This window comes from Abyssisolibacter sp. ZYX002, assembly GCF_056892235.1.
In genome coordinates this window covers 70645-90236 of the sequence record NZ_JARMXH010000002.1, presented here as the reverse complement: position 1 = coordinate 90236, position 19592 = coordinate 70645, and the positions used below count along the sequence as shown (strand labels likewise).

Below are 19592 nucleotides of genomic sequence, written 5' to 3'. Positions count from 1 at the left end.
AGGAAATGTTCAATAAAAAATAAAAAAGGAGTGTTTTGTTATAAAAAAATCAATAAGGCATATATGCTTATTAATAATCATTATTTTAATTTGTTCACAAACTTATTCAGCAGATACAGTTAATAATAATACTTCTGATGTTTTTGATTTTCGTTACCAAGATAGAGAGTTTAATCTACACAATGCGTACCTTTTAGCTAAGGTGTGTGAACTATTTGATAAAGGCGAAGATGTTATATCATCGCAGATGAGAAAATGGAACTTAGAATACGATATAATTTTTGAACAAGATGATGATGACTCGAATAATAGATACCTTTCGTGCATAGTAATTTCAAGTAACAATTACATCATAGTTGCATTTAGAGGTGCATCATTAAGAAAGTACGTGAGAACAAGAAGAGAATTGATTAGATTTGATAATCATAATGATGGAGTTGTTGATCGCACAATATTTGATTCCTTAAATAATATTAGACAAGATCTTAGTGATGTAATCAATAAAGTAAAAACTGATGGAAAACCTATGTGGATTACTGGATATGGGCTAGGAGGAGCAACTGGGTTATTATCTGGTTTGAATATGGGAAATCTTAATTTTACAGGATTATATACTTTTGGCCAACCACGTATAGGAAATGAAAGTTTTAAAAACTACGCAGATATAATAGGAAGAAGATATTATAGATTTGTATATAACAATGATCCAGCAACTCTTTATCCAAGATTTGAAACAGGTGTCAGCACAGCTAGGAAATATTTTCACGTGGGAAGATATTACTATAAAATTAAAGAAATGGGGATATTAAGAAAATTAATAACAGATGATTCTAGTGATGAACCAAATCCGCCTATTGATAATATATTTAATCACGATGATCATAATATAAAAAAATACATCGATAAAATAAAAAAGAGTTTACCTCCAGGCCCAAATCCGAATCCTAACCCTAACCCAAATCCTAACCCTAACCCTAACCCAAATCCTAACCCTAACCCTAACCCAAATCCAACACCTAGCCCAGCACCAAGTCTTGGCTCAGAAAATAAACCAAAAGCTAGAAATAATGATGTAGTTGCTTCTTGTGAATACAAAGGCAAATTATATGTATTTCATGATGAAAAAGGTGGTGAAAACATATGGTATCAGCATTTTGATGCCAATAAATGGTCAAAGAATACTAAATTAGATAAAGTGATGACAGGCAGAGCATTAAATGCAGTGACTTATGATGACAACATTTACTTAATTTATAATGGTAAAGATGGAAGCAATATATACTATAAATACTACGATGGTAGTAAATGGTCAAATCAAATTCTAGTAGATAAAAGTACAAAAATTAATTATATCACTACAGTAATTCATAATGATAGATTATATATTTTCTATAATAGAAAAAATGAAACAGGTATATGGCATAAATATTACGATAAGCAAAAGGAAGCTTGGAGCAAAAGCTTTAAAAATGATTTATAAGAAATGAGATTCAAGTAGTTTGTCAAAAGTAAAAAAACTATTTGAGTTATGTGTTTAATCTTAATTTGGAATTAAATTAAGCGAAGGAAAGTTATACCCTTGTGGTGAAATAGACGTAATACAATATGATGGAAACCATAATAGCGAAAGTGGAAGTATGTTTTATTGTATAAATACGAAATAATATACTTATCAATTATATAAAACATATATTGTAAAAGTAAAATTAAAACTAGTAAAAATAGGGCTAGCTCAAAATAATGAGTATCCCTATTTTTATATTACAGTTTTTTTAAAGATTTTAGAACATTATTGATATAAAATTTAAAATAGTGTAAAATTACACTATGACAATATACTAACAGAGGTTTAAATATGCAAAAAGAAGAATTAATTGATTTATTATCAAGAAATATTAAGCTTATAAGATTAGAAAACGATTTTACACAGGATGAGATGAGTGAAATTATAGGACTATCCAAGAAATCTTTAATAGAGATTGAGAAAGGGCGTAAAAAACTAAACTGGTCAGTTGCAGTAGCAATATGTGCTATATTTAACAAAAGTAAAGTGATGAATTTAGTATTAGATGAAAAACCAGTTGATTTAGTCAGCTTAATAGCATTAAGAGAACGTGAAAAATAAAAGCTATTAATCTTCTTAAGAAAAAATACAGTGCATTATAGTAAACAAGAAATGAGGTGTATAAATGAAAAAGATAAACTTAAAAGGACTAATATTGTTTATATTAATATTAATATTTTTATTTAAGACGAGCATATTAGCAACAACGTCAGTGAAGATGGATGTAAATATAGGCTTTGATGGCTTATACAGAGCAGAAGAAACAACACCTATACGGATAGATGTAAATGCATATAGTGGACTAAAAGGTACAGTAAAGATTAGCTATAACAAAGAGCTTGTGAAGATGTATGCAGAAGATGATACATATACAGAGACATTCAATAAAGATATTAAGTTATTGAGTGATGAAGAAACAGTGTATATAAATGTCACAATTCCAAAGGGTTGTGAAAGAATACATATATCACTTATAGATGAAGAAGGAAAAGAACTAGCGTATGAAACTAAAAGCTTAAAAACATCAGCAATAAATAACCAAAAAATTGTAGCAGTATACACAGATGATATCAATAAATATGAATACATAGACGATATTATGGTAGATGATTTAGCTGATTCATATTTCAAAGTTTTGAATATTAAAGATGTCAAGTTAGATGATAAAAGAATTCTAGATAACTTTGATTATATAATTGTAAATAACAACCTAATAAACAATATAGATATAAAAAAAGAAGAAACACTTGTAAAATGGATCAAAAAGGGCGGAGTAGCATTAATTGAAGAAAATACAAAAAGTAAGCTTATAGATACAGTCAAACTAAAAGAAGGTAGAAAGGTATATGATTTATCTATGGGTAAAATAGTATTCATAGATAAAGATATAAAAGATTTGAAAAATCAAGCATATATGAGCTATATTTTGAGAATGAACATGAATTACGCTAGAATGGATAGCAAAATCCATACAAATAATATGAATACATTATTAAGACATATACCAAGGAGAAAGCTACCATCTATAAAGAAAATTATGCTTATACTCTTGATATATATTATAATTGTAGGACCAGTTAATTATTTTACTCTAAAGCTATACGATAAAAGAGAAAAAATATGGTTTACAAGTCCATTGATAGCCTTATTTATTACGGTATCTATATTTTTAACTAGTAGAGGAAGTGTATTTGATAAAGCTATATTTAACAGTGTTACTATAGCAGATTTAACAATAGATAAAACACAGGCTTATGTTCAAAATGAAGTTGGTATAACAGGTATAAAAGGTGAAAATGTAAAGATTGGCGTAGAAAATAATGTGGATTTTAGACTTAGAAATAGGATAAAACTTAGTGAGTTCTTTGAAAATAAAGAGAAGGTTGGTATAGACTATTTTCTAGATGAAGAGAAAAATATCACACTTGCAAATAGTAATATATGGGATTTTAACTATATTGGAACAGAAGAAACTAGAAAAATAGATAATCTAATAAAAGCAGATATAATGTTTAACAGTAAAGGGGTTAATGGACTAATCAAAAATGTTTCAGATATGATGCTCTATGATTGTGACTTAGTTATAGGAGATTTTCATCTGGATATAGGAAACTTAGAGCCAGGGAAGTCTATTAGTTTAAATAAAAGATTTGATAAGCTTTATAAAGGCAATAGATATCATTCATCAAATACTGATATGTTAGGAGAAGATGTGAAAGGACTAATACTAAATCAGTATAAAAATACACTAATGCATAAACCGTATGACAATATAAAAGTAATAGCATGGAACACTGATAAAATTGCTGGAGATTTAAAAATTGATGATAAAAAGGAAAGAATAGACAGGAATCTTTTGATATTACCAGTAAATTTGGGTATCAAAAAAGATGAAATAATAGATTTTCCTAAAGGAATGATTAAGCCCAAAATTATAGAATCACCATCATTAGTTTTTAATAGTAATATAAATACTTATAGTAATACTTATAGTAATATAAATACTTATGGTAAAGGCGTATGCATATTCGAATTAAGAGGTATAAAAGGGCTAGAAGTCGAAGAAGTTAGTATGGATTTACACACTACAAAGGATAACAATAAAGTTAATTACTATATATATAATTATGAAGATAACATATGGGATAAGCTTTCAGAAGAAACTTTGACGATTAAAGAGAATATCAATAAATACTATAACGAAATATATGGACTAAGGCTAAAATTACATTCAAAAGTTGAAACAAACTTTTATATCCCTGAATTTGGTATAAAAGGAGTTGGTAAATAATGCTTAGATTAGAAAATGTCACGAAATTTTATGGAGATTTCAAAGCAGTAGATGGTTTGTCTATTGAACTAAAAAAGGGTAATATATATGGTTTTGTAGGGCCTAATGGCGCAGGGAAAACTACAATATTTAAAATGATAGCAACACTTTTAAAACCTTCTGGAGGGAAAATATTTCTTAATAATCAAAATATCATTAAAAAATACAAGTATGCAAGAGGTCAAATAGGTTATATGCCAGATTTCTTTGGAGTTTATAACGATATGAAGACCTATGAATATATGGAGTTTTATCTAGATATAAACTATATTTCACAAAAAGATAAAAAGAAAAAGATAGATGAATTGTTAGAGCTAGTAAATATGAAGGATAAAAAAAACAAATATGTAGATTCACTTTCAAGAGGAATGAAACAAAAACTGTGTTTGGCAAGATGCTTGCTGAAAGACCCTAGTGTAATTATATTAGATGAACCAGCTTCAGGAATGGATCCAAAGTCTAGGATTGAGATGAAGAAAATATTGAAAAATCTAAAACACAAAGATAAAGTAATATTGATAAGCTCACATATACTTCACGAACTATCAGAGCTTTGTGATGAAATAATAATATTAGATTCTGGCAAAGTTGATTATAAAGGCAGTTTAGATGATATAGTCAACGAAGTATGTCAAACAAACATACTAGAAATAAAGCTTCTAGATAAAACACAGGAAATGATAAAAGTACTCAAAAATTATAATGGAGTAGTAGATGTTGTAAATGATATAGATAGTATAAAAGTTAACTTTACTGGTGATCAATTGCAAATTTCTAATCTACTAAGACATCTTATTAGTAGTGATTTTAAAATAGTATCGTTTTCTAAAATGAAGAATGACTTAGAAGATGTATTCATAAAGCTTACAGGAGGTGATAACAATGATTAATCCAGTACTAAAGAGGGAATTAAAGACAAAAGGTAGGAGTGTTAGAACAACTTTGATGTTAATATTCTATATATTTGTAATATCTAGTGTATTAGTAGTTGTGTTGTACTCCTCTTATTCAAGATATGATTCATATGGATTTGATCCTGAATATATAAAAGATATATACTTTGGGATTTCAGTGTTGATGATGGCATTAATATGCTTAATAGTACCTGCAACAACCTCAGGGAGCATATGTGGAGAAAAACAAAGAAAGACATTTGATTTGATGACATGTACAAGGATGTCAAGTTGGGCTATAGTATTAGGAAAGCTTTCAGCTTCATTACTTCAAACAGTAATGCTATTAGTACTTACTATACCAATAATAAGCGTATTGTTTTTCTATGGTGGATTATCAATTTGGAATATAGCGTTGTTATTTTTATTTTTTTTAGTAGTAGCGGTATTATTGGGTAGTATAGGATTGTTTACCTCAGCTTATTTTAAAAAGACAGTTACTGCAACTGTTGCTAGCTACTTTGTGATGTTAGCTTTAACGCTAGGAACAATATATGTTGTGGCAGTTGTAGGGGTTTTTTATAAAGAATTTTCTCAGGAGACTATTAGGCTGATAGCAAGACTGTTGTACTCGAACCCATTTACTGGATTGGCAGGCATATTATCCCAGCAATTAGGTACAAATATATTTTTAGTTAATTTAGTACACTTGACAACTGTAAAAAGGATAATAATTTATAATTTATCATTTAACATAATAGCATCATTTATATTATTGTATTTGACAACTATTAAAATAGATCCAATGAAAGAAATTAAAATATTCAAATAGGAGATGATTATATGGGAGCATGGGTAAAGACACAAGATGGTAATAAAATAGTAAATTTAAAAATCTTTGAATTGGCAAAAAAAGCAATAAAAGGAAGAGTAGATCCACAGGATTTTGGATTTACATTAGGTAAATATGATAGCCCAGAAAGAGCAGAAATAATATTTAATGAACTGTGCGAGTTTATAGAAAACAAAGATACCAATATATTCATAATGCCAATAAAGTAAGGAGAAGGATTATGCTAAAAGAATTGATAAAAAGTGGATATGGAATAGATGAAGGTTACAGCTGTGCTCAAAAAATATTGTATGGTGCTAACGAGGTGTATAATCTAGGATTAGATGATAAATCACTAGCGCTATCAGCAGGTTTTGGTGGAGGCATGGCAAGAGAAAGTGTATGTGGCGCATTGACAGCAGCAATAATGGTAATCAGCTCCTTATACAAAGATAAATATGAAAAAAAGGAATTTAGAATGATAGTGTCAGGATACCTTAATAGATACGAAAAAGAAATGAGTAGTATAGAGTGTAAAGACTTAAAAGAGAGCATATATTACAATGAAACAGATAAATGTAACTATATAATATATAAAGCCGCATTGATGTTAGATGAAATAGTAACAATTGAGGAAAACAAACACTAAAAAATTGTAACCAAATACCTCCTTTGAAAATATAATATATAGAATAGAACAATTGTATATTTGTCGATACCTATATATTTATATATTTTTGAAAGGAGGTTTTTAAAATTATTGAAGCAGCTCTATTTTTTTTATTAACCTATTTAACGTATAACAATGACCAAGAAGAGAGTAAACCGGAAGAAGAAAAATCAAACTTTTTATCTTATGTATCAGATATGGCAAGTAAAGCAGAGAATCTTAAAAAAGAATTAGATAGAAGATTAGAAAATGAAGAAAATAATGAAACATATGAGGATACACAAGATGATGTACAAGTAGATATACAAGAAGACATACAGGAAGATATACAGGAAGACATTCAAGAGATAGAGATAAAAGACGAAGAAGAAATATACCATGTACCTATACACGAGGAACAAGAAAATGAAGAAAATATGATAGTTGACCCTACTGAAACAATAGAAATATCTCAGCCTTTAGAAGAAGCAAAAATAATAGAGGCAGAATATAAAGAAGAGCCTTCTAATTTCCAACTCAAAGAAAGTATAGAAGACATAAAAGGAACATTGGAAATAATAGGGGAGAAAATTGAGAAGCATAATCAAGATGTCATAGAGGATATACAAGAAGAATTAGTTGAGATTAAAGAAAAAATAGAAATAAAGGATGATTTTGAAGAAGTAAAGGATGATTTTGAAGAAATAAAAGATGAGATAAAAAAAGCAGAAGTTGAGGAAATAAAGCCTTCGATTAAAAATAAAGTAATACCAGTAGATTATGACGATATTAATATGAGTATATTAGGCAAATTACATTCAAATACCTTTAATTAGAAAGAAGGTATTATATATGAAGCTTAGGAGTATTCTCAATAATATAGATTATAAAATTATCAATGATAAAGATATAGACATCAAATCGATAGCTTATGATTCTAGAAGAGTTAAAAAAGGAACTTTATTTATATGTATCAAAGGATACAAATATGATGGTCATGACTATATTGAAAATGCTATAAATAACGGAGCAGTAGCTATAATGGTTCAAAAGAACGAATACAAACCATTAGGTAGCTCTAAAGTAGTATTTATAGAAGTAAAGGATACACGAAGGGCAATGTCAAAGATATCAAGTATATTCTATGCCGAGCCGGCAAAGAATCTAAAAATGATAGGTATAACAGGAACAAATGGAAAGACATCAGTATCGTATTATATATCAGAACTACTAAAATATCACGGTAAAAAAACAGGGATAATAGGTACAATAAATAATATATGTGATGATGAAGTTTTAGACATAATAAGAACTACTCATACAACTCCTGAAGCACTAGAAATACACAACATGTTAGATTTAATGCTTAAAGCAAATGTAGAATTTGTGTGTATTGAGGCTACCTCTATGGGACTAAAACTGGGGCGTGTAGATGATTGTGATTTTGACATAGCAGTATTTACGAACCTTACACAGGATCATTTAGATGACCATAAAACAATGGAGGATTACAAAAATTGTAAAAAGAAATTGTTTAAAATGAGTAAATTTCTGGTCATAAATATAGATGAAGAGGTAGCACAAGAGATAATAAATGAAACTGATAGGAAATATATTACATACGGATTAAGTAAAGAAGCACAAATATATGGTTATGATATACAAATAAATAATGATGGTACAACATTTAAAATAGAATATAATAATGAGATAAAAAATGCCCAAATATATACACCTGGCAGATTTAGTGTATATAATGCGTTAGCAGCAACAGGGGCATGTATAGGACTAGGAATGAAGTTAGATGATATAATCAAGGGGTTAGCATCAATAAAGAAGGTCAGAGGTAGATTTGAGACTATAAAAGCTCAAAATGGAAGTAATATAATAGTGGATTATGCACATACACCAGATGCACTAGAAAATGTACTAAAAACAGCTAGAGAGTTTAGTAAGGAAAAAATAATAGTAGTATTTGGATGTGGTGGGAATAGGGATAAAACTAAAAGGCCAATAATGGGTAAAATAGCATCTGAATTAGCAGATTTATGTATAGTTACTTCTGATAATCCAAGATATGAAAAACCACTAGATATAATACGGGATATCACAAAAGGTATCGACAATATTAATTCTGGGTGTATAATAATACAAGATAGAGAAAAAGCAATAAAATTTGCACTATCAGAGGCAAAAGCAAACGATGTGATAATAATTGCTGGAAAAGGACATGAAACATATCAAGAAATAGAAGGTAAAACGATTCATTTTGATGACTGTGAGATAGTTAAAAAATATTTAAAACAAGTCAATAAATAGAGTAAGTTAAGAATGAATAGCATTAAGGTGCTATTTATTTTTTGCATCGCAAATAAAGGAAAATAAACTAATAACATCGAATATATGTTCTATAAAGCATTATACATAGGAGTGGTCTAATGGTAAAAATAATACATACAGGTGATGTTCATATAGGGAAACAGTTCAAAAACTTTTCGGACTGTGAATATGGTAAAAATAGACGTATAGACATATTGTCTACATTTATAAATATAGTAAAAATGGCTAAAGAAAGTGAAGTAGATATATTGCTAGTAGCAGGAGATTTATTTGATGAAGATACATGCGAATTGTCAGATATCGAGCTGATTAATAGTGAGTTTAAAAAGCTTACAAAGACAAATGTATTAATATGTGCAGGTAATCATGATCCTATAGACGAAGATTCATACTATAGACTTGTAAATTGGTCAAAAAATGTTTATATATTCGATAATTGTAATGGCATAGAGCATAAAGATTTTCCTGATATCAATTTAGCAGTTTATTCAGTAAGTTGGAATACAAAAGAAAGAAAAGATGATATATTAAAAAGTATCAATATAGACAATTATGATAGAATAAATATTTTGATGTTGCATGGAGATTTGGAAAATAAAGAATCAAAATATTTGCCTCTAGATAAAAATGAATTACAAAGTTATGGATTTGAGTACATAGCACTAGGTCACATACATAAACCTACTATGTATAGTGATAAAATGTGTTACTCAGGTAGTCCTGAGCCTTTAGATTTCGGAGAAACATCAGAGCATGGAGTTATTAAAACAGAAGTATCAAAGCAAATGACAACAACTAAATTTGCATCAATAAGTAAAAGAAGATATCATATAATAGAGATTGAGATAGATGAAAATATGAATAAATTAGATATAGTAGAGTTAATAAAAAATGAGATATCTGATTTAGGAAAAGAAGACATATACAGAGTGAAGCTAACAGGCATAAAAAATAGCCTCTTGAAACTTAATTTATCATCTTTTAAAGATGAATTTATAGATTATGCTCAGTTCATACAGTTTATAGATGAGACAAAAAATAACTATGACTTAGTCAAGTTGCGTGAAAACAATAAACATAATATGGTGGGGTTATTTATAGAAGAAATGATGAGAAAAGATTTAAATAATCCAATTGTTAAAGATGCACTAAATATTGGACTAGAGCTATTACTTGATGAAAAGGTGAAAATAAAATGATAATCAGTCAACTCAACCTAGTATCCTTTGGTAAATTTAAAAATAAAAAAATAAATTTAGACAAAGGAGTAAACATAATATATGGGGTTAATGAATCAGGTAAAACTACAATACATAGCTTTATAGAAGGTATGTTTTATGGTTTTTTTAATCCAAATACTAGAACAAAGCGTTATACATTAAAGTATGATAAATACTTGCCTTGGGACAATAACGCTTATGCTGGTGTACTTAGGTATATAGTAAACGATAGAGTATATAGAGTAGAGAGAAATTTTTTAAAAGGTAATGATGAGGTTAAAATATACAATGATTTAGGGGAAGATATCAGCTATCAGTTTACATATAACAAAGTAACAAGAGTGTATGAGCCAAGTTCAATGCATCTAGGAATAAACAACATAGTTTACAATAATACAATAAGTATTAATCAATCTAAAAGTGTAGTGTCAAATGACCTCTCAAAGCATATAAAAGAAAAACTCATAAATGTAGGGCAGTCCTTGGATGAAGATATATCAGTAGTAAATGTAGTAAAGAAGCTGGAAGATAGGTTAAAAGATATAGGTAGTGTAAATAAATCTAAATCACAAATTGGGAGACTTGCAAAAGAGATAAAACACCTAGAAGATTTAGGACATGATTTATGCAAGAGAGAAAAAGACATAAAGGAGTATCAAAAACAGCTTATTGAAATCAATAGCTTATTAGAGCAAGAAACAACAGAAAAACAACAATTAGTAAACGTATTAGAAGACTTAAAAAATATAGATAATAAAAGAATGCAACTAGAAGCATTAACACTAATTAAAAGCATAGAAGATAAAGAAAAGGATATAGATAAACTACAAAAATTTAGTAGTATTTCATTAGAAGATAAAGATGTTTTAATAAGATTAGATGACAATGTGCAATATATTAAAGAAAATTTAAGCGAAGCCAGAAAAAAATATAATAAAAGCTTAGACAAGCTTAATGAACTGAATAATGGCATAAGCAAAGTTTTAAAGAATAACAAAATAAGCAAACCGAAAAAAGGACAAAAAGGGAGTAAAATTAGCTATGCAATGTTTATATCAGCATTATTGGCTATTTTATCTATATATTTAGCATATGCAAAAGGTATAGTATATTGTTGGATAAGTGCGTCAGCTTTATTTATGGTTACAGCGGTCTTATTTATAATCACTGCTATACTAGATTTTAAGAGAAGTAAATTATCAAATAGTAGCAACGAAGATGATTATAGCGATGCAGTAAAAGTAGAGATAACAAAAATACTCAAAGAGCAAATTGACGTAGAGTATTCTAGAGTGTCATCTCTAAAAGAAAAGCTTTTAAAAGAATACGAAAATATAGAGTTTGTACTAAATAGAAATAATACTAACAATATTGATGAATACTGTAAAGCATATGAAGCCAAAAACAGACTTATAAAGCTAGAAGAAGAGGTATCAAATCAAAAGATATTATTAAAACAACTGATTGGAGATAAGGCAATAGATGATATAAAAGAAGTAGAAATTAATATAGAAGAAATTGAGCAATTTATAAATAAATATAACAGAGATGAAATTGAAGATGAAATAAGTAAAAAAGATGATATAATAAATAATCTAAGAAGTAGTCAAATAATAATAAATGATAAAATCAAACACAAAGAGGATAACAATCAATTTATTGATATAAGAGAGAAGTTAACACTAAAGAGAAGAAAAATGAACAAATTATGTCATGATATCAATGCAATAAAATTGACTAAAAACTCAATAGAAAACATATCAAAAAATATACACAATGAATTTATGCCGTCGCTAAATAAAATGACAAGTGACATGATTAGCAACATAACTGACGGGAAATACAAAGAGGTTAAGGTTACAGAAAACTTAGAAGTTAAAGTAGTCGATGAACATAGCAGTAAGATAGTTGACATAGAGGATTTGAGTGGAGGAACAATTGATCAGTTCTATATTGCGGTAAGATTAGGAATGATAGATTTATTAAGTGAAAAAAAAGATACTCCAGTTTTCCTAGATGATAGTTTTGTTCAGTATGATGACGAAAGACTTTACAATATTTTAGACATCATTCACAAAATAAGCCATAGAAAACAGATAATATTGTTTACATGCCATAATAGAGAAAAAGCATATTTTGATAAAATGGGGTTAAAGTATAATTATATTAATGTTGAACATTAAGTTTTATAAAACTGAGAAAATACACAATTTTAGGTTAAAGTTAAAGTTAAACTTTAACTTAGCAAGAGGAATAAGGATTAGGAGAGATACTATGTCAATATATGCTATAGGTGATACACATTTTGATTTTACAAACAAAAAGCCAATGAGTATATTCGGAGAAAATTGGAAAGATCACGATAAAAAAATAATAAGCTATTGGCAGGAGATAGTTACAGAAGAAGATTTGGTTTTAATACCAGGAGATATATCATGGGCGTTAAAGCTTAAAGAGGCGTATAATGACTTAGAAGTAATAGATAAGCTTCCGGGAAAAAAAGCAGTCATAAAAGGTAATCATGATTATTGGTGGGAAACTAGAAACAAACTAAAAGGATTAAATCTAAAATCTGTCAGCTTTATCCATAACAATAGCTATATATATAAAGATGTTGCTATAGTTGGAACTAGAGGATGGCTTAGCAAAGATAGCGATGAATTCAAGCAAAAGGATATAAAGATATACAATAGAGAACTTCATAGACTAAGAATGTCTTTAGAATCTATAGGAGATAACGAGGTAAAAGCAAAAATAGCGATGATACATTATCCACCATTCAATACCGATGGTTCAGTTAATGAGTTTGTTGAAATAATGAAGGAATATAATGTTGATATATGCTTATATGGTCATTTGCACTCAGAGGGACACAAATATGTAATAGAAGGACTAATAGAGGGAATAGAGTTTAAATGCGTTTCAAGTGATTATATAGACTTTAAGATGAAAAAGATATTATAGCATACAAAGGAGGAACTACAGTGCATAATGAGTTAGAAGTTAAAGTATTAAATATAGACAAACAAGATATAATGGACAAACTTGAAAAAATAGGGGCTAAACAAGTAAAACACGAGTTTCAAGAAAATACAGTATTTGATACTAAAGATAGATACATCAAAAACAGCCTTAACGGTTATCTCAGGATTAGAGAAAAGACAAATTTAAATACAAATGAAACTGAGTGTATATTAACACTCAAGAGAAATGTATCAAATGATGAGCTGAGAGTTAATACAGAACTAGAAACGAAATTTGACGACAAAGAATCATTAAAAGAGATACTTAACTTAATAAATGTAAACCAAGTACATTGTGGGACAAAAGAGAGAATCTCTTATGAAAAAGATGGGATACTTTTTGAGATAGATACATGGGATGAAGAGACATATCCAGAGACATATTTAGAGTTAGAAGTTAAAGATAAAAAAGATTTAAATAGGGCTATAGAGATGCTAGATTTAAATGAAGAAGATGTCACGTCAAAGTCAATTGATGAGTTGAGACGAGAACGAGGGCTAGGAGGATTATAAGCCTTCTTTTTATCTGTTAACAATTATTGTAGAGTATTAAACTTCTATGGTATAATTAATTACTTAAATTACCTAAAGTGGAGGTGCTTACATGAAATATACTATACCTATATTAACTGGACAGAAAGTTAGGTTAAGACCTATAGACTTAACAGAAGATTATAAAGCATGGTATGAAGTCTCGCAAGATGAAAAAATGCACTTATGGGTAGGTAACAATGTCCCAACAGATTATGAAGAGATAAAAGAGTTGTTGAATCTCTATACCAAATATTTTATTCTATGGATGATAGAAGATATAAAGACAAATCAGGTTATAGGAATGATGAGAATAAGTTATCCAGAAAAAACAGAAGAAGGACAAGTTGCAGGAGATTCACAAAGACTACATTCAAACTATTGGCGAAAAGGTTACATGAAAGAAGCACGCAAACTGATATATAATTATGTATTCAATGAATTAAAAGTGGATGTATTATATGCAGATGTGTGGGAAGGAAATATAAACTCTAGCAAATCATTAGAATCTGTAGGTTATAGGCACTTTGATACTAAAGAAGAATATTTCAAGAAATATAATCGTATGCAAAATAAACTGTACTATAAATTAAAAGCAAATTGGTGGGAGGAAATTTTTGTTACTAGTAGTTCTAGCGCTAACATAAACAGACATCCTAATTGTGGACATTAAGAGAAAAATAGATATTTTAGAAGAGGGGAGAATTTAATCCCCCCTCTCATCTTAAAATTGTTACTCATTTTAGTTAGTTTACACCAATTACTTGACTGACTCTATTTATGTGTTTCCTAATTTTCTAATACTAATATTTTAGAATAATCTAATACAGTATATCTTAGACTATTATCTTCTTTCGTAAAAAATCCATCATTGTCATTCCTTATAACAGTTACTATGATATTTTTGTTACTGTTGTGATTAATAGTTATTACATCAAAATCAAAAGTTTCTTTTTCACCATTTAATAATTTAGTATGATAAACGCTGCCAATGGCTGGACTAGGTAATCCGAAAGGTTTAAATAATAATCCTTCAAACATGACAGAATTATATTCTCCTATAAGTAGATTTAATTCAGGGCATGTCCTTATTGTCATCATACCTTCAGAATAATCATTATCATACCCAGTGTTCAATAGACTTATGGTGTTATCTTTAATAGATATACCATGCATTAATTGATCCATTGTAATTGTTAAATAACCTTTTATATTTATTTTAGAAAATAAATTTTTTTTAGCCATTCTATACACTACTATTATAGCCTGTTCTCTAGTTAAATTTCCTTTAGGATTAAATATTCCCTTTTCTATAACATTATTGTCATCGTCTAAAACTGGAGATTTTGTACCACTAAAGAATGAAGAACCCAATGCTAATTCCACGCCTAACTGCGCCCAGTCACTTACTGTGTTTAAATCTTTAAAAGAATTTTGTGCATACTTTCTAGATGGATTAGCTTCTAGTTGTCCATAATTCATAAACATTACAGCAGCCTGTTCTCTCGTAATTAAATCATTAGGTGAGAATATATTGTCACTAATACCATTTATAATTCCTAAAGCATTAGCCATTCTAACATACTTACTATTAGTATCAGAGAATTGTTTGTCTATTAATACATTTTGTAAAAAATTATCCACTGTTAATTCTTCGAATTTCCATTTAGATTTGATAAAATTTTCTTTCTTAGAATTTTGTTCATTTACTTCTGCTAATATAGCTGTAATAACTAATTCAGTGAATTCTTCTCTAGTTATGGGATCTTGGTATTTTGATTGTAAGTGTTCAGGTACATATCCAGCACTAATACTATTCTCAACGTATTTCTTAGCCCATGGACTTGGTTCTTTCCCATCTGCAAATGCAGTTAGAAAAGATAATAACATAATCATTGCTAATAACATTAATTTACTAAACTTTTTCATATTACCTCCTAAAAAACTTTTTTCACAATTAAAAACTGATTGTGTCAATTTTTATTTTTTACATTACAAAAATATGATTAGCATTATTATAATACCATAAATTTACATATAATTCAATGCTTGTAAAAAAGTGAGAATAGTATGCAAAACAATGATGTAGAAATCTTAATAGGAGATGAACTAAAAATACCTCATGTATTTTTAGTATAAGTTTTATCACATATATCAATAAATAAGCTAGTGCAATACATAAAAGGATATAGCTTCTCAAGGAAACTAATAGGAATGTAAAGTGATAAGATTCTATACAAAAACCAACGAGCCACACTCCTCACAAAGCATGGCCCGATTTCAATTCATTATAATTATTCTAAGTTGTATTCGTAAACTAAAAAATATCAAATCTCCAACAAAACTGCTAAAAGTTTATCTGTTTTTTCCTCATGGTTATAGATAGAACAAGTCCAATACAAATCATATTAGAAAGAAGGAACGTACCTCCAGAGCTTATAAATGGAAGAGGTATACCAGTAACAGGGGTTAGTCCCATAGTCATTCCTATGTTCTCTATAATGTGAAACAAGAATAGTGATGTAATGCCTATAATAGTCAAAGATGCGAACATATCCTTGGCCTCTCGTGCATTCTTAATCAACCTGTATATTAAAATAAAGAACAACAGAAGTATTACACATCCACCAACAAATCCAAAGGCTTCACCAGCAACAGAATATATAAAATCTGTTTGTTTTGCTGGTAGATAGCCACTTTTTACAAAACTAGCTTCATTGGTAATAAATCTACCAAACATTTGACCAGAGCCTAGAGCTATCTTAGAGTGATAAACTTGATATCCAGCACCATTAGGGTAAAGCTCAGGATATAAAAACACATATACTCTGTCTTTTTGATATGGCTTCAACTTAAAAAACCATATTAAAGGTAAACTTATTAATCCCAATATAAAGGAGTATATAAAGTATTTGAAATTTACACCAACAATAAATAACATTATAATGGTATAAAAAATAAAAACAATCGCAGTACCAGCATCAGGTTGTTGTAAAACTAGGAAGATAGGCAATCCTGCAAATGCTATCACTTTAAATAAAACCTTGAAATCATTTATGTTTTCTTTATTTCTATCTATAAACTCTGCAAGAGATATTATAATACCTACCTTAGCAATCTCAGATGGTTGGAATCTTACAGGTCCTATAATTAGCCAGCTTCTAGCACCCCAAGTTTTATCACCAACACCAAATATAATAACAGCTAAGAGTAAAATATTACAAATAACATATATAGGCATGTATAGCTTTCTAAACAGTTCATAATTTAGCATACACAAAAACACAATACCTGCAATACCAAGCAAAAAAGCCATACCTTGCGGTTTTAGATACGTCATGTACCCAGAGCTTGATTCCAAAGTTGCAAGATAGATTACAAAAAAACCACATACATTTAGCAATATAACATCTAGAAACAGTATAAAATCAAAATTCTTTAATAATTTTTTTTCAAATCCTAACATAATAATCCCTTTCATTTTTGTTTATATACTTTTTTCATTATAACATATTTAGTAAGCAAAAGCTGTATAGTAGAGTATTTTTTTTAATAGAGGATTAAATAAATTGGTTTTCATTGTATTACAACGTTCTATGTATATTTTAAGTATAATGTAATCTTAAAGGTTTTATGTGGTATAATAATAACAACTATAAATATAGAAAGGATGATTACATGCTTACAATAGGTTGTCACCTATCCATATCAAAAGGATATTATAAAGCTGGTCTTCAAGCCGTAGAAATAAATGCAAACTCCTTTCAGTTTTTTACTAGAAATCCAAGAGGAGGAAAAGCAAAAGCACTTAATTTTGAAGATATAGATAAGATAAAACAATTAGTAAAAGAATACAATTTTGGGGTACTATTTGCCCACGCACCTTACACAATGAACTTGAGCTCAGATAAAGAGGATATCAGACAATTTGCTAAAAATGTACTAAAAGATGATTTGGTGAGAATTAGTCATCTACCTGAGTCTTACTATATATTCCATCCAGGAAGCCATTTAAAACAAGGATCTACAAAGGGGATAGAATTCATAGTTGATGCACTTAATGATGTTATAACAAGTGATAATAATATTACAATATTACTAGAAGGAATGTCGGGTAAAGGAACAGAAATAGGTAGAAGTTTTGAAGAGTTAAAGCAGATTATAGATGGAGTAAAATATAACAAAAACTTAGGTGTATGTATTGACACTTGTCATATGTATTCTAGTGGTTATGATATAGTAAATGATTTAGATGGTGTGTTAAATAAAATAGATAGCATCATAGGGTTAGATAGAGTAAAAGCTGTTCACTTGAACGATAGTAAAACAGAATTTGCTTCTTTTAAAGACAGACATGAACTTATAGGTGAAGGAACAATAGGATTAGAAACTATAACAAATATCATAAATCATCCAAAGCTTAGACATCTACCATTTAATTTGGAAACACCAACTGATGAAGAAGGACACAAAAAAGAAATTGAGCTACTAAAATCAGTATATAAGGATTGATAAGATTTGAATATTAAAGACTATATAACTAATATAGCACAAGAACTAAATATTGATATAATAGGCTTTGGGAGTACAAAGCCTTTTGATGATGTAAAAGAAGTATTAAAGCATAGAAGAGATAAAAATTATTCATGTGATTTAGAATCATTGGATATAGAAAAGAGATGTAATCCTAAAATGCATTTAGATAACGCTAAGTCATTTATAACTATAGGGATATCTTATAATGTAAAGAGTAAGCCAAAACCCCTAGAGCTTAGTGGAAAACTATCAAAAACATCATGGGGGATTGACTATCACAATGTACTAAAAGCCAAGTTAAAACAACTTGCAAGTAAACTAAAAGAGCTAGTAGATTATAATTATAAGATTGTAGTTGATACATCAGAGTTGATTGATAGAGAGGTAGCAGTAAGATCGGATATAGGATGGTACGGCAAAAACTGTTCTGTTATCAATGATAAATATGGATCATTTATTTTCATAGGATATTTGATAACAGACATAGACCTAGGAGTAAAAGATATAACTAACCATAGTAAATGTGGAGAATGTAACAAATGCGTGTTAGCCTGCCCTACAGGAGCGTTAAACGGAGGATATGAATTTGATGCAAATAAGTGTATTTCCTATTTGACTCAAACTAAAAAAGATATACCTTACGAATTAAGGGATAAAATGGGCATAAGCATATATGGCTGTGACATTTGTCAGGAAGCTTGCCCGTATAATTTGCATGCAGTTATATCAGAGCATGATGAATTCATACCAAAGAAGACGTTGGGGTTCATAGATTTAAAAGAAATAATAACTATGAGTAAACAAGAGTTTAACCAAAAATACAGTGAAATGTCAGGTTCTTGGAGAGGCAGAAATGTACTAAGAAGAAATAGTGTAATTGCGTTAGGAAACATTGGGGGTAAGAAGAGTTTAGACATATTAAAAGAAACGCTAAATGACCCAAGTCCGACGATAAGAAAGTATACAGCATATTCAATACTAAAAACAGATGATTTACAAGGAAGAGAGCTATTGAGAGAACATTTAAGATTTGAAAATGATGAATCTGTTAGAGAAGAAATTCTAAAACTTTTACTTAGGTGATATATCACAATAATTTATAGTCAAATATCAGGTTAAATTTTGTTAATAATTCTATTATTACTTTACTATTTAAATACAAAGAGATATTATA

At 28.8% G+C, this 19592-nt stretch carries 18 protein-coding genes; 16 read left to right on the top strand and 2 right to left on the bottom strand.

The window, feature by feature from the left end:
• Nucleotides 1-202: 202 nt before the first annotated feature.
• From P3X86_RS06395 to P3X86_RS06330, 14 genes are all read left to right on the top strand, one after another.
• On the top strand, nt 203-1480 hold the full coding sequence (locus P3X86_RS06395; protein WP_483291828.1) for a lipase family protein: 1278 nt from the start codon (nt 203-205) through the stop codon (nt 1478-1480).
• 375 nt (nt 1481-1855) lie between these two features.
• Complete coding sequence (locus P3X86_RS06390; protein ID WP_483291827.1) at nt 1856-2125, top strand: helix-turn-helix transcriptional regulator; 270 nt, start codon at nt 1856-1858, stop codon at nt 2123-2125.
• Between the two features lie 64 nt (nt 2126-2189).
• On the top strand, nt 2190-4355 hold the full coding sequence (locus P3X86_RS06385; protein WP_483291826.1) for a hypothetical protein: 2166 nt from the start codon (nt 2190-2192) through the stop codon (nt 4353-4355).
• Complete coding sequence (locus P3X86_RS06380) at nt 4355-5284, top strand: ABC transporter ATP-binding protein (RefSeq protein WP_483291825.1); 930 nt, start codon at nt 4355-4357, stop codon at nt 5282-5284. The genes P3X86_RS06385 and P3X86_RS06380 overlap by 1 nt, the downstream gene beginning before the upstream one ends.
• Entirely contained in the window at nt 5277-6119 is an 843-nt protein-coding gene (locus P3X86_RS06375) for an ABC transporter permease (RefSeq protein ID WP_483291824.1), read from the top strand. The genes P3X86_RS06380 and P3X86_RS06375 overlap by 8 nt, the downstream gene beginning before the upstream one ends.
• 11 nt (nt 6120-6130) lie before the next feature.
• On the top strand, nt 6131-6349 hold the full coding sequence (locus tag P3X86_RS06370; protein ID WP_483291823.1) for a hypothetical protein: 219 nt from the start codon (nt 6131-6133) through the stop codon (nt 6347-6349).
• A gap of 11 nt (nt 6350-6360) precedes the next feature.
• Nucleotides 6361-6768, top strand: a complete 408-nt coding sequence (locus tag P3X86_RS06365; protein WP_483291822.1) for a C-GCAxxG-C-C family protein — start codon at nt 6361-6363, stop codon at nt 6766-6768.
• A gap of 218 nt (nt 6769-6986) precedes the next feature.
• The gene (locus tag P3X86_RS06360) at nt 6987-7604 is read left to right on the top strand and encodes a hypothetical protein (protein WP_483291821.1); all 618 of its coding nucleotides are present in this window, start codon (nt 6987-6989) and stop codon (nt 7602-7604) included.
• A 16-nt stretch (nt 7605-7620) separates the two neighbouring features.
• Nucleotides 7621-9087: a UDP-N-acetylmuramoyl-L-alanyl-D-glutamate--2,6-diaminopimelate ligase gene (locus tag P3X86_RS06355; protein ID WP_483291820.1), complete on the top strand. Its 1467-nt coding sequence runs from the start codon at nt 7621-7623 to the stop codon at nt 9085-9087.
• A gap of 119 nt (nt 9088-9206) precedes the next feature.
• On the top strand, nt 9207-10307 hold the full coding sequence (locus P3X86_RS06350; RefSeq protein WP_483291819.1) for a metallophosphoesterase family protein: 1101 nt from the start codon (nt 9207-9209) through the stop codon (nt 10305-10307).
• Nucleotides 10304-12511: an ATP-binding protein gene (locus P3X86_RS06345; RefSeq protein ID WP_483291818.1), complete on the top strand. Its 2208-nt coding sequence runs from the start codon at nt 10304-10306 to the stop codon at nt 12509-12511. Before P3X86_RS06350 ends, P3X86_RS06345 begins: the two co-directional genes overlap by 4 nt.
• A gap of 91 nt (nt 12512-12602) precedes the next feature.
• Entirely contained in the window at nt 12603-13292 is a 690-nt protein-coding gene (locus tag P3X86_RS06340; protein WP_483291817.1) for a metallophosphoesterase, read from the top strand.
• Between the two features lie 20 nt (nt 13293-13312).
• Nucleotides 13313-13864 (top strand): class IV adenylate cyclase, encoded by a 552-nt coding sequence (locus P3X86_RS06335; protein ID WP_483291816.1) that lies wholly within the window; start codon nt 13313-13315, stop codon nt 13862-13864.
• Nucleotides 13865-13955: 91 nt separating this feature from the next.
• On the top strand, nt 13956-14555 hold the full coding sequence (locus P3X86_RS06330; protein ID WP_483291815.1) for a GNAT family N-acetyltransferase: 600 nt from the start codon (nt 13956-13958) through the stop codon (nt 14553-14555).
• A gap of 116 nt (nt 14556-14671) precedes the next feature.
• On the opposite strand, the gene P3X86_RS06325 is transcribed toward P3X86_RS06330, so the two are convergent.
• Both P3X86_RS06325 and rodA read right to left on the bottom strand, forming a co-directional pair.
• Nucleotides 14672-15811: an S-layer homology domain-containing protein gene (locus P3X86_RS06325; protein ID WP_483291814.1), complete on the bottom strand. Its 1140-nt coding sequence runs from the start codon at nt 15809-15811 to the stop codon at nt 14672-14674.
• A gap of 418 nt (nt 15812-16229) precedes the next feature.
• Nucleotides 16230-17348: a rod shape-determining protein RodA gene (rodA, locus tag P3X86_RS06320; protein WP_483291813.1), complete on the bottom strand. Its 1119-nt coding sequence runs from the start codon at nt 17346-17348 to the stop codon at nt 16230-16232.
• Nucleotides 17349-17560: 212 nt separating this feature from the next.
• Here rodA and P3X86_RS06315 point away from each other — a divergent pair, with 212 nt between their 5' ends.
• The gene (locus P3X86_RS06315) at nt 17561-18394 is read left to right on the top strand and encodes a deoxyribonuclease IV (RefSeq protein ID WP_483291812.1); all 834 of its coding nucleotides are present in this window, start codon (nt 17561-17563) and stop codon (nt 18392-18394) included.
• A 6-nt stretch (nt 18395-18400) separates the two neighbouring features.
• Entirely contained in the window at nt 18401-19501 is a 1101-nt protein-coding gene (queG, locus tag P3X86_RS06310; protein ID WP_483291811.1) for a tRNA epoxyqueuosine(34) reductase QueG, read from the top strand.
• Nucleotides 19502-19592: the final 91 nt, after the last annotated feature.

Bases quoted from the DNA above. Each gene is read 5' to 3' on its own strand.
- P3X86_RS06390 (WP_483291827.1), top strand. From the start codon at position 1,856: ATGCAAAAAGAAGAATTAATTGATTTATTATCAAGAAATATTAAGCTT.
- P3X86_RS06385 (WP_483291826.1), top strand. From the start codon at position 2,190: ATGAAAAAGATAAACTTAAAAGGACTAATATTGTTTATATTAATATTA.
- P3X86_RS06380 (WP_483291825.1), top strand. From the start codon at position 4,355: ATGCTTAGATTAGAAAATGTCACGAAATTTTATGGAGATTTCAAAGCA.
- P3X86_RS06375 (WP_483291824.1), top strand. From the start codon at position 5,277: ATGATTAATCCAGTACTAAAGAGGGAATTAAAGACAAAAGGTAGGAGT.
- P3X86_RS06370 (WP_483291823.1), top strand. From the start codon at position 6,131: ATGGGAGCATGGGTAAAGACACAAGATGGTAATAAAATAGTAAATTTA.
- P3X86_RS06365 (WP_483291822.1), top strand. From the start codon at position 6,361: ATGCTAAAAGAATTGATAAAAAGTGGATATGGAATAGATGAAGGTTAC.
- P3X86_RS06360 (WP_483291821.1), top strand. From the start codon at position 6,987: ATGGCAAGTAAAGCAGAGAATCTTAAAAAAGAATTAGATAGAAGATTA.
- P3X86_RS06355 (WP_483291820.1), top strand. From the start codon at position 7,621: ATGAAGCTTAGGAGTATTCTCAATAATATAGATTATAAAATTATCAAT.
- P3X86_RS06350 (WP_483291819.1), top strand. From the start codon at position 9,207: ATGGTAAAAATAATACATACAGGTGATGTTCATATAGGGAAACAGTTC.
- P3X86_RS06345 (WP_483291818.1), top strand. From the start codon at position 10,304: ATGATAATCAGTCAACTCAACCTAGTATCCTTTGGTAAATTTAAAAAT.
- P3X86_RS06340 (WP_483291817.1), top strand. From the start codon at position 12,603: ATGTCAATATATGCTATAGGTGATACACATTTTGATTTTACAAACAAA.
- P3X86_RS06330 (WP_483291815.1), top strand. From the start codon at position 13,956: ATGAAATATACTATACCTATATTAACTGGACAGAAAGTTAGGTTAAGA.
- P3X86_RS06325 (WP_483291814.1), bottom strand. From the start codon at position 15,811: ATGAAAAAGTTTAGTAAATTAATGTTATTAGCAATGATTATGTTATTA.
- rodA (WP_483291813.1), bottom strand. From the start codon at position 17,348: ATGTTAGGATTTGAAAAAAAATTATTAAAGAATTTTGATTTTATACTG.
- P3X86_RS06315 (WP_483291812.1), top strand. From the start codon at position 17,561: ATGCTTACAATAGGTTGTCACCTATCCATATCAAAAGGATATTATAAA.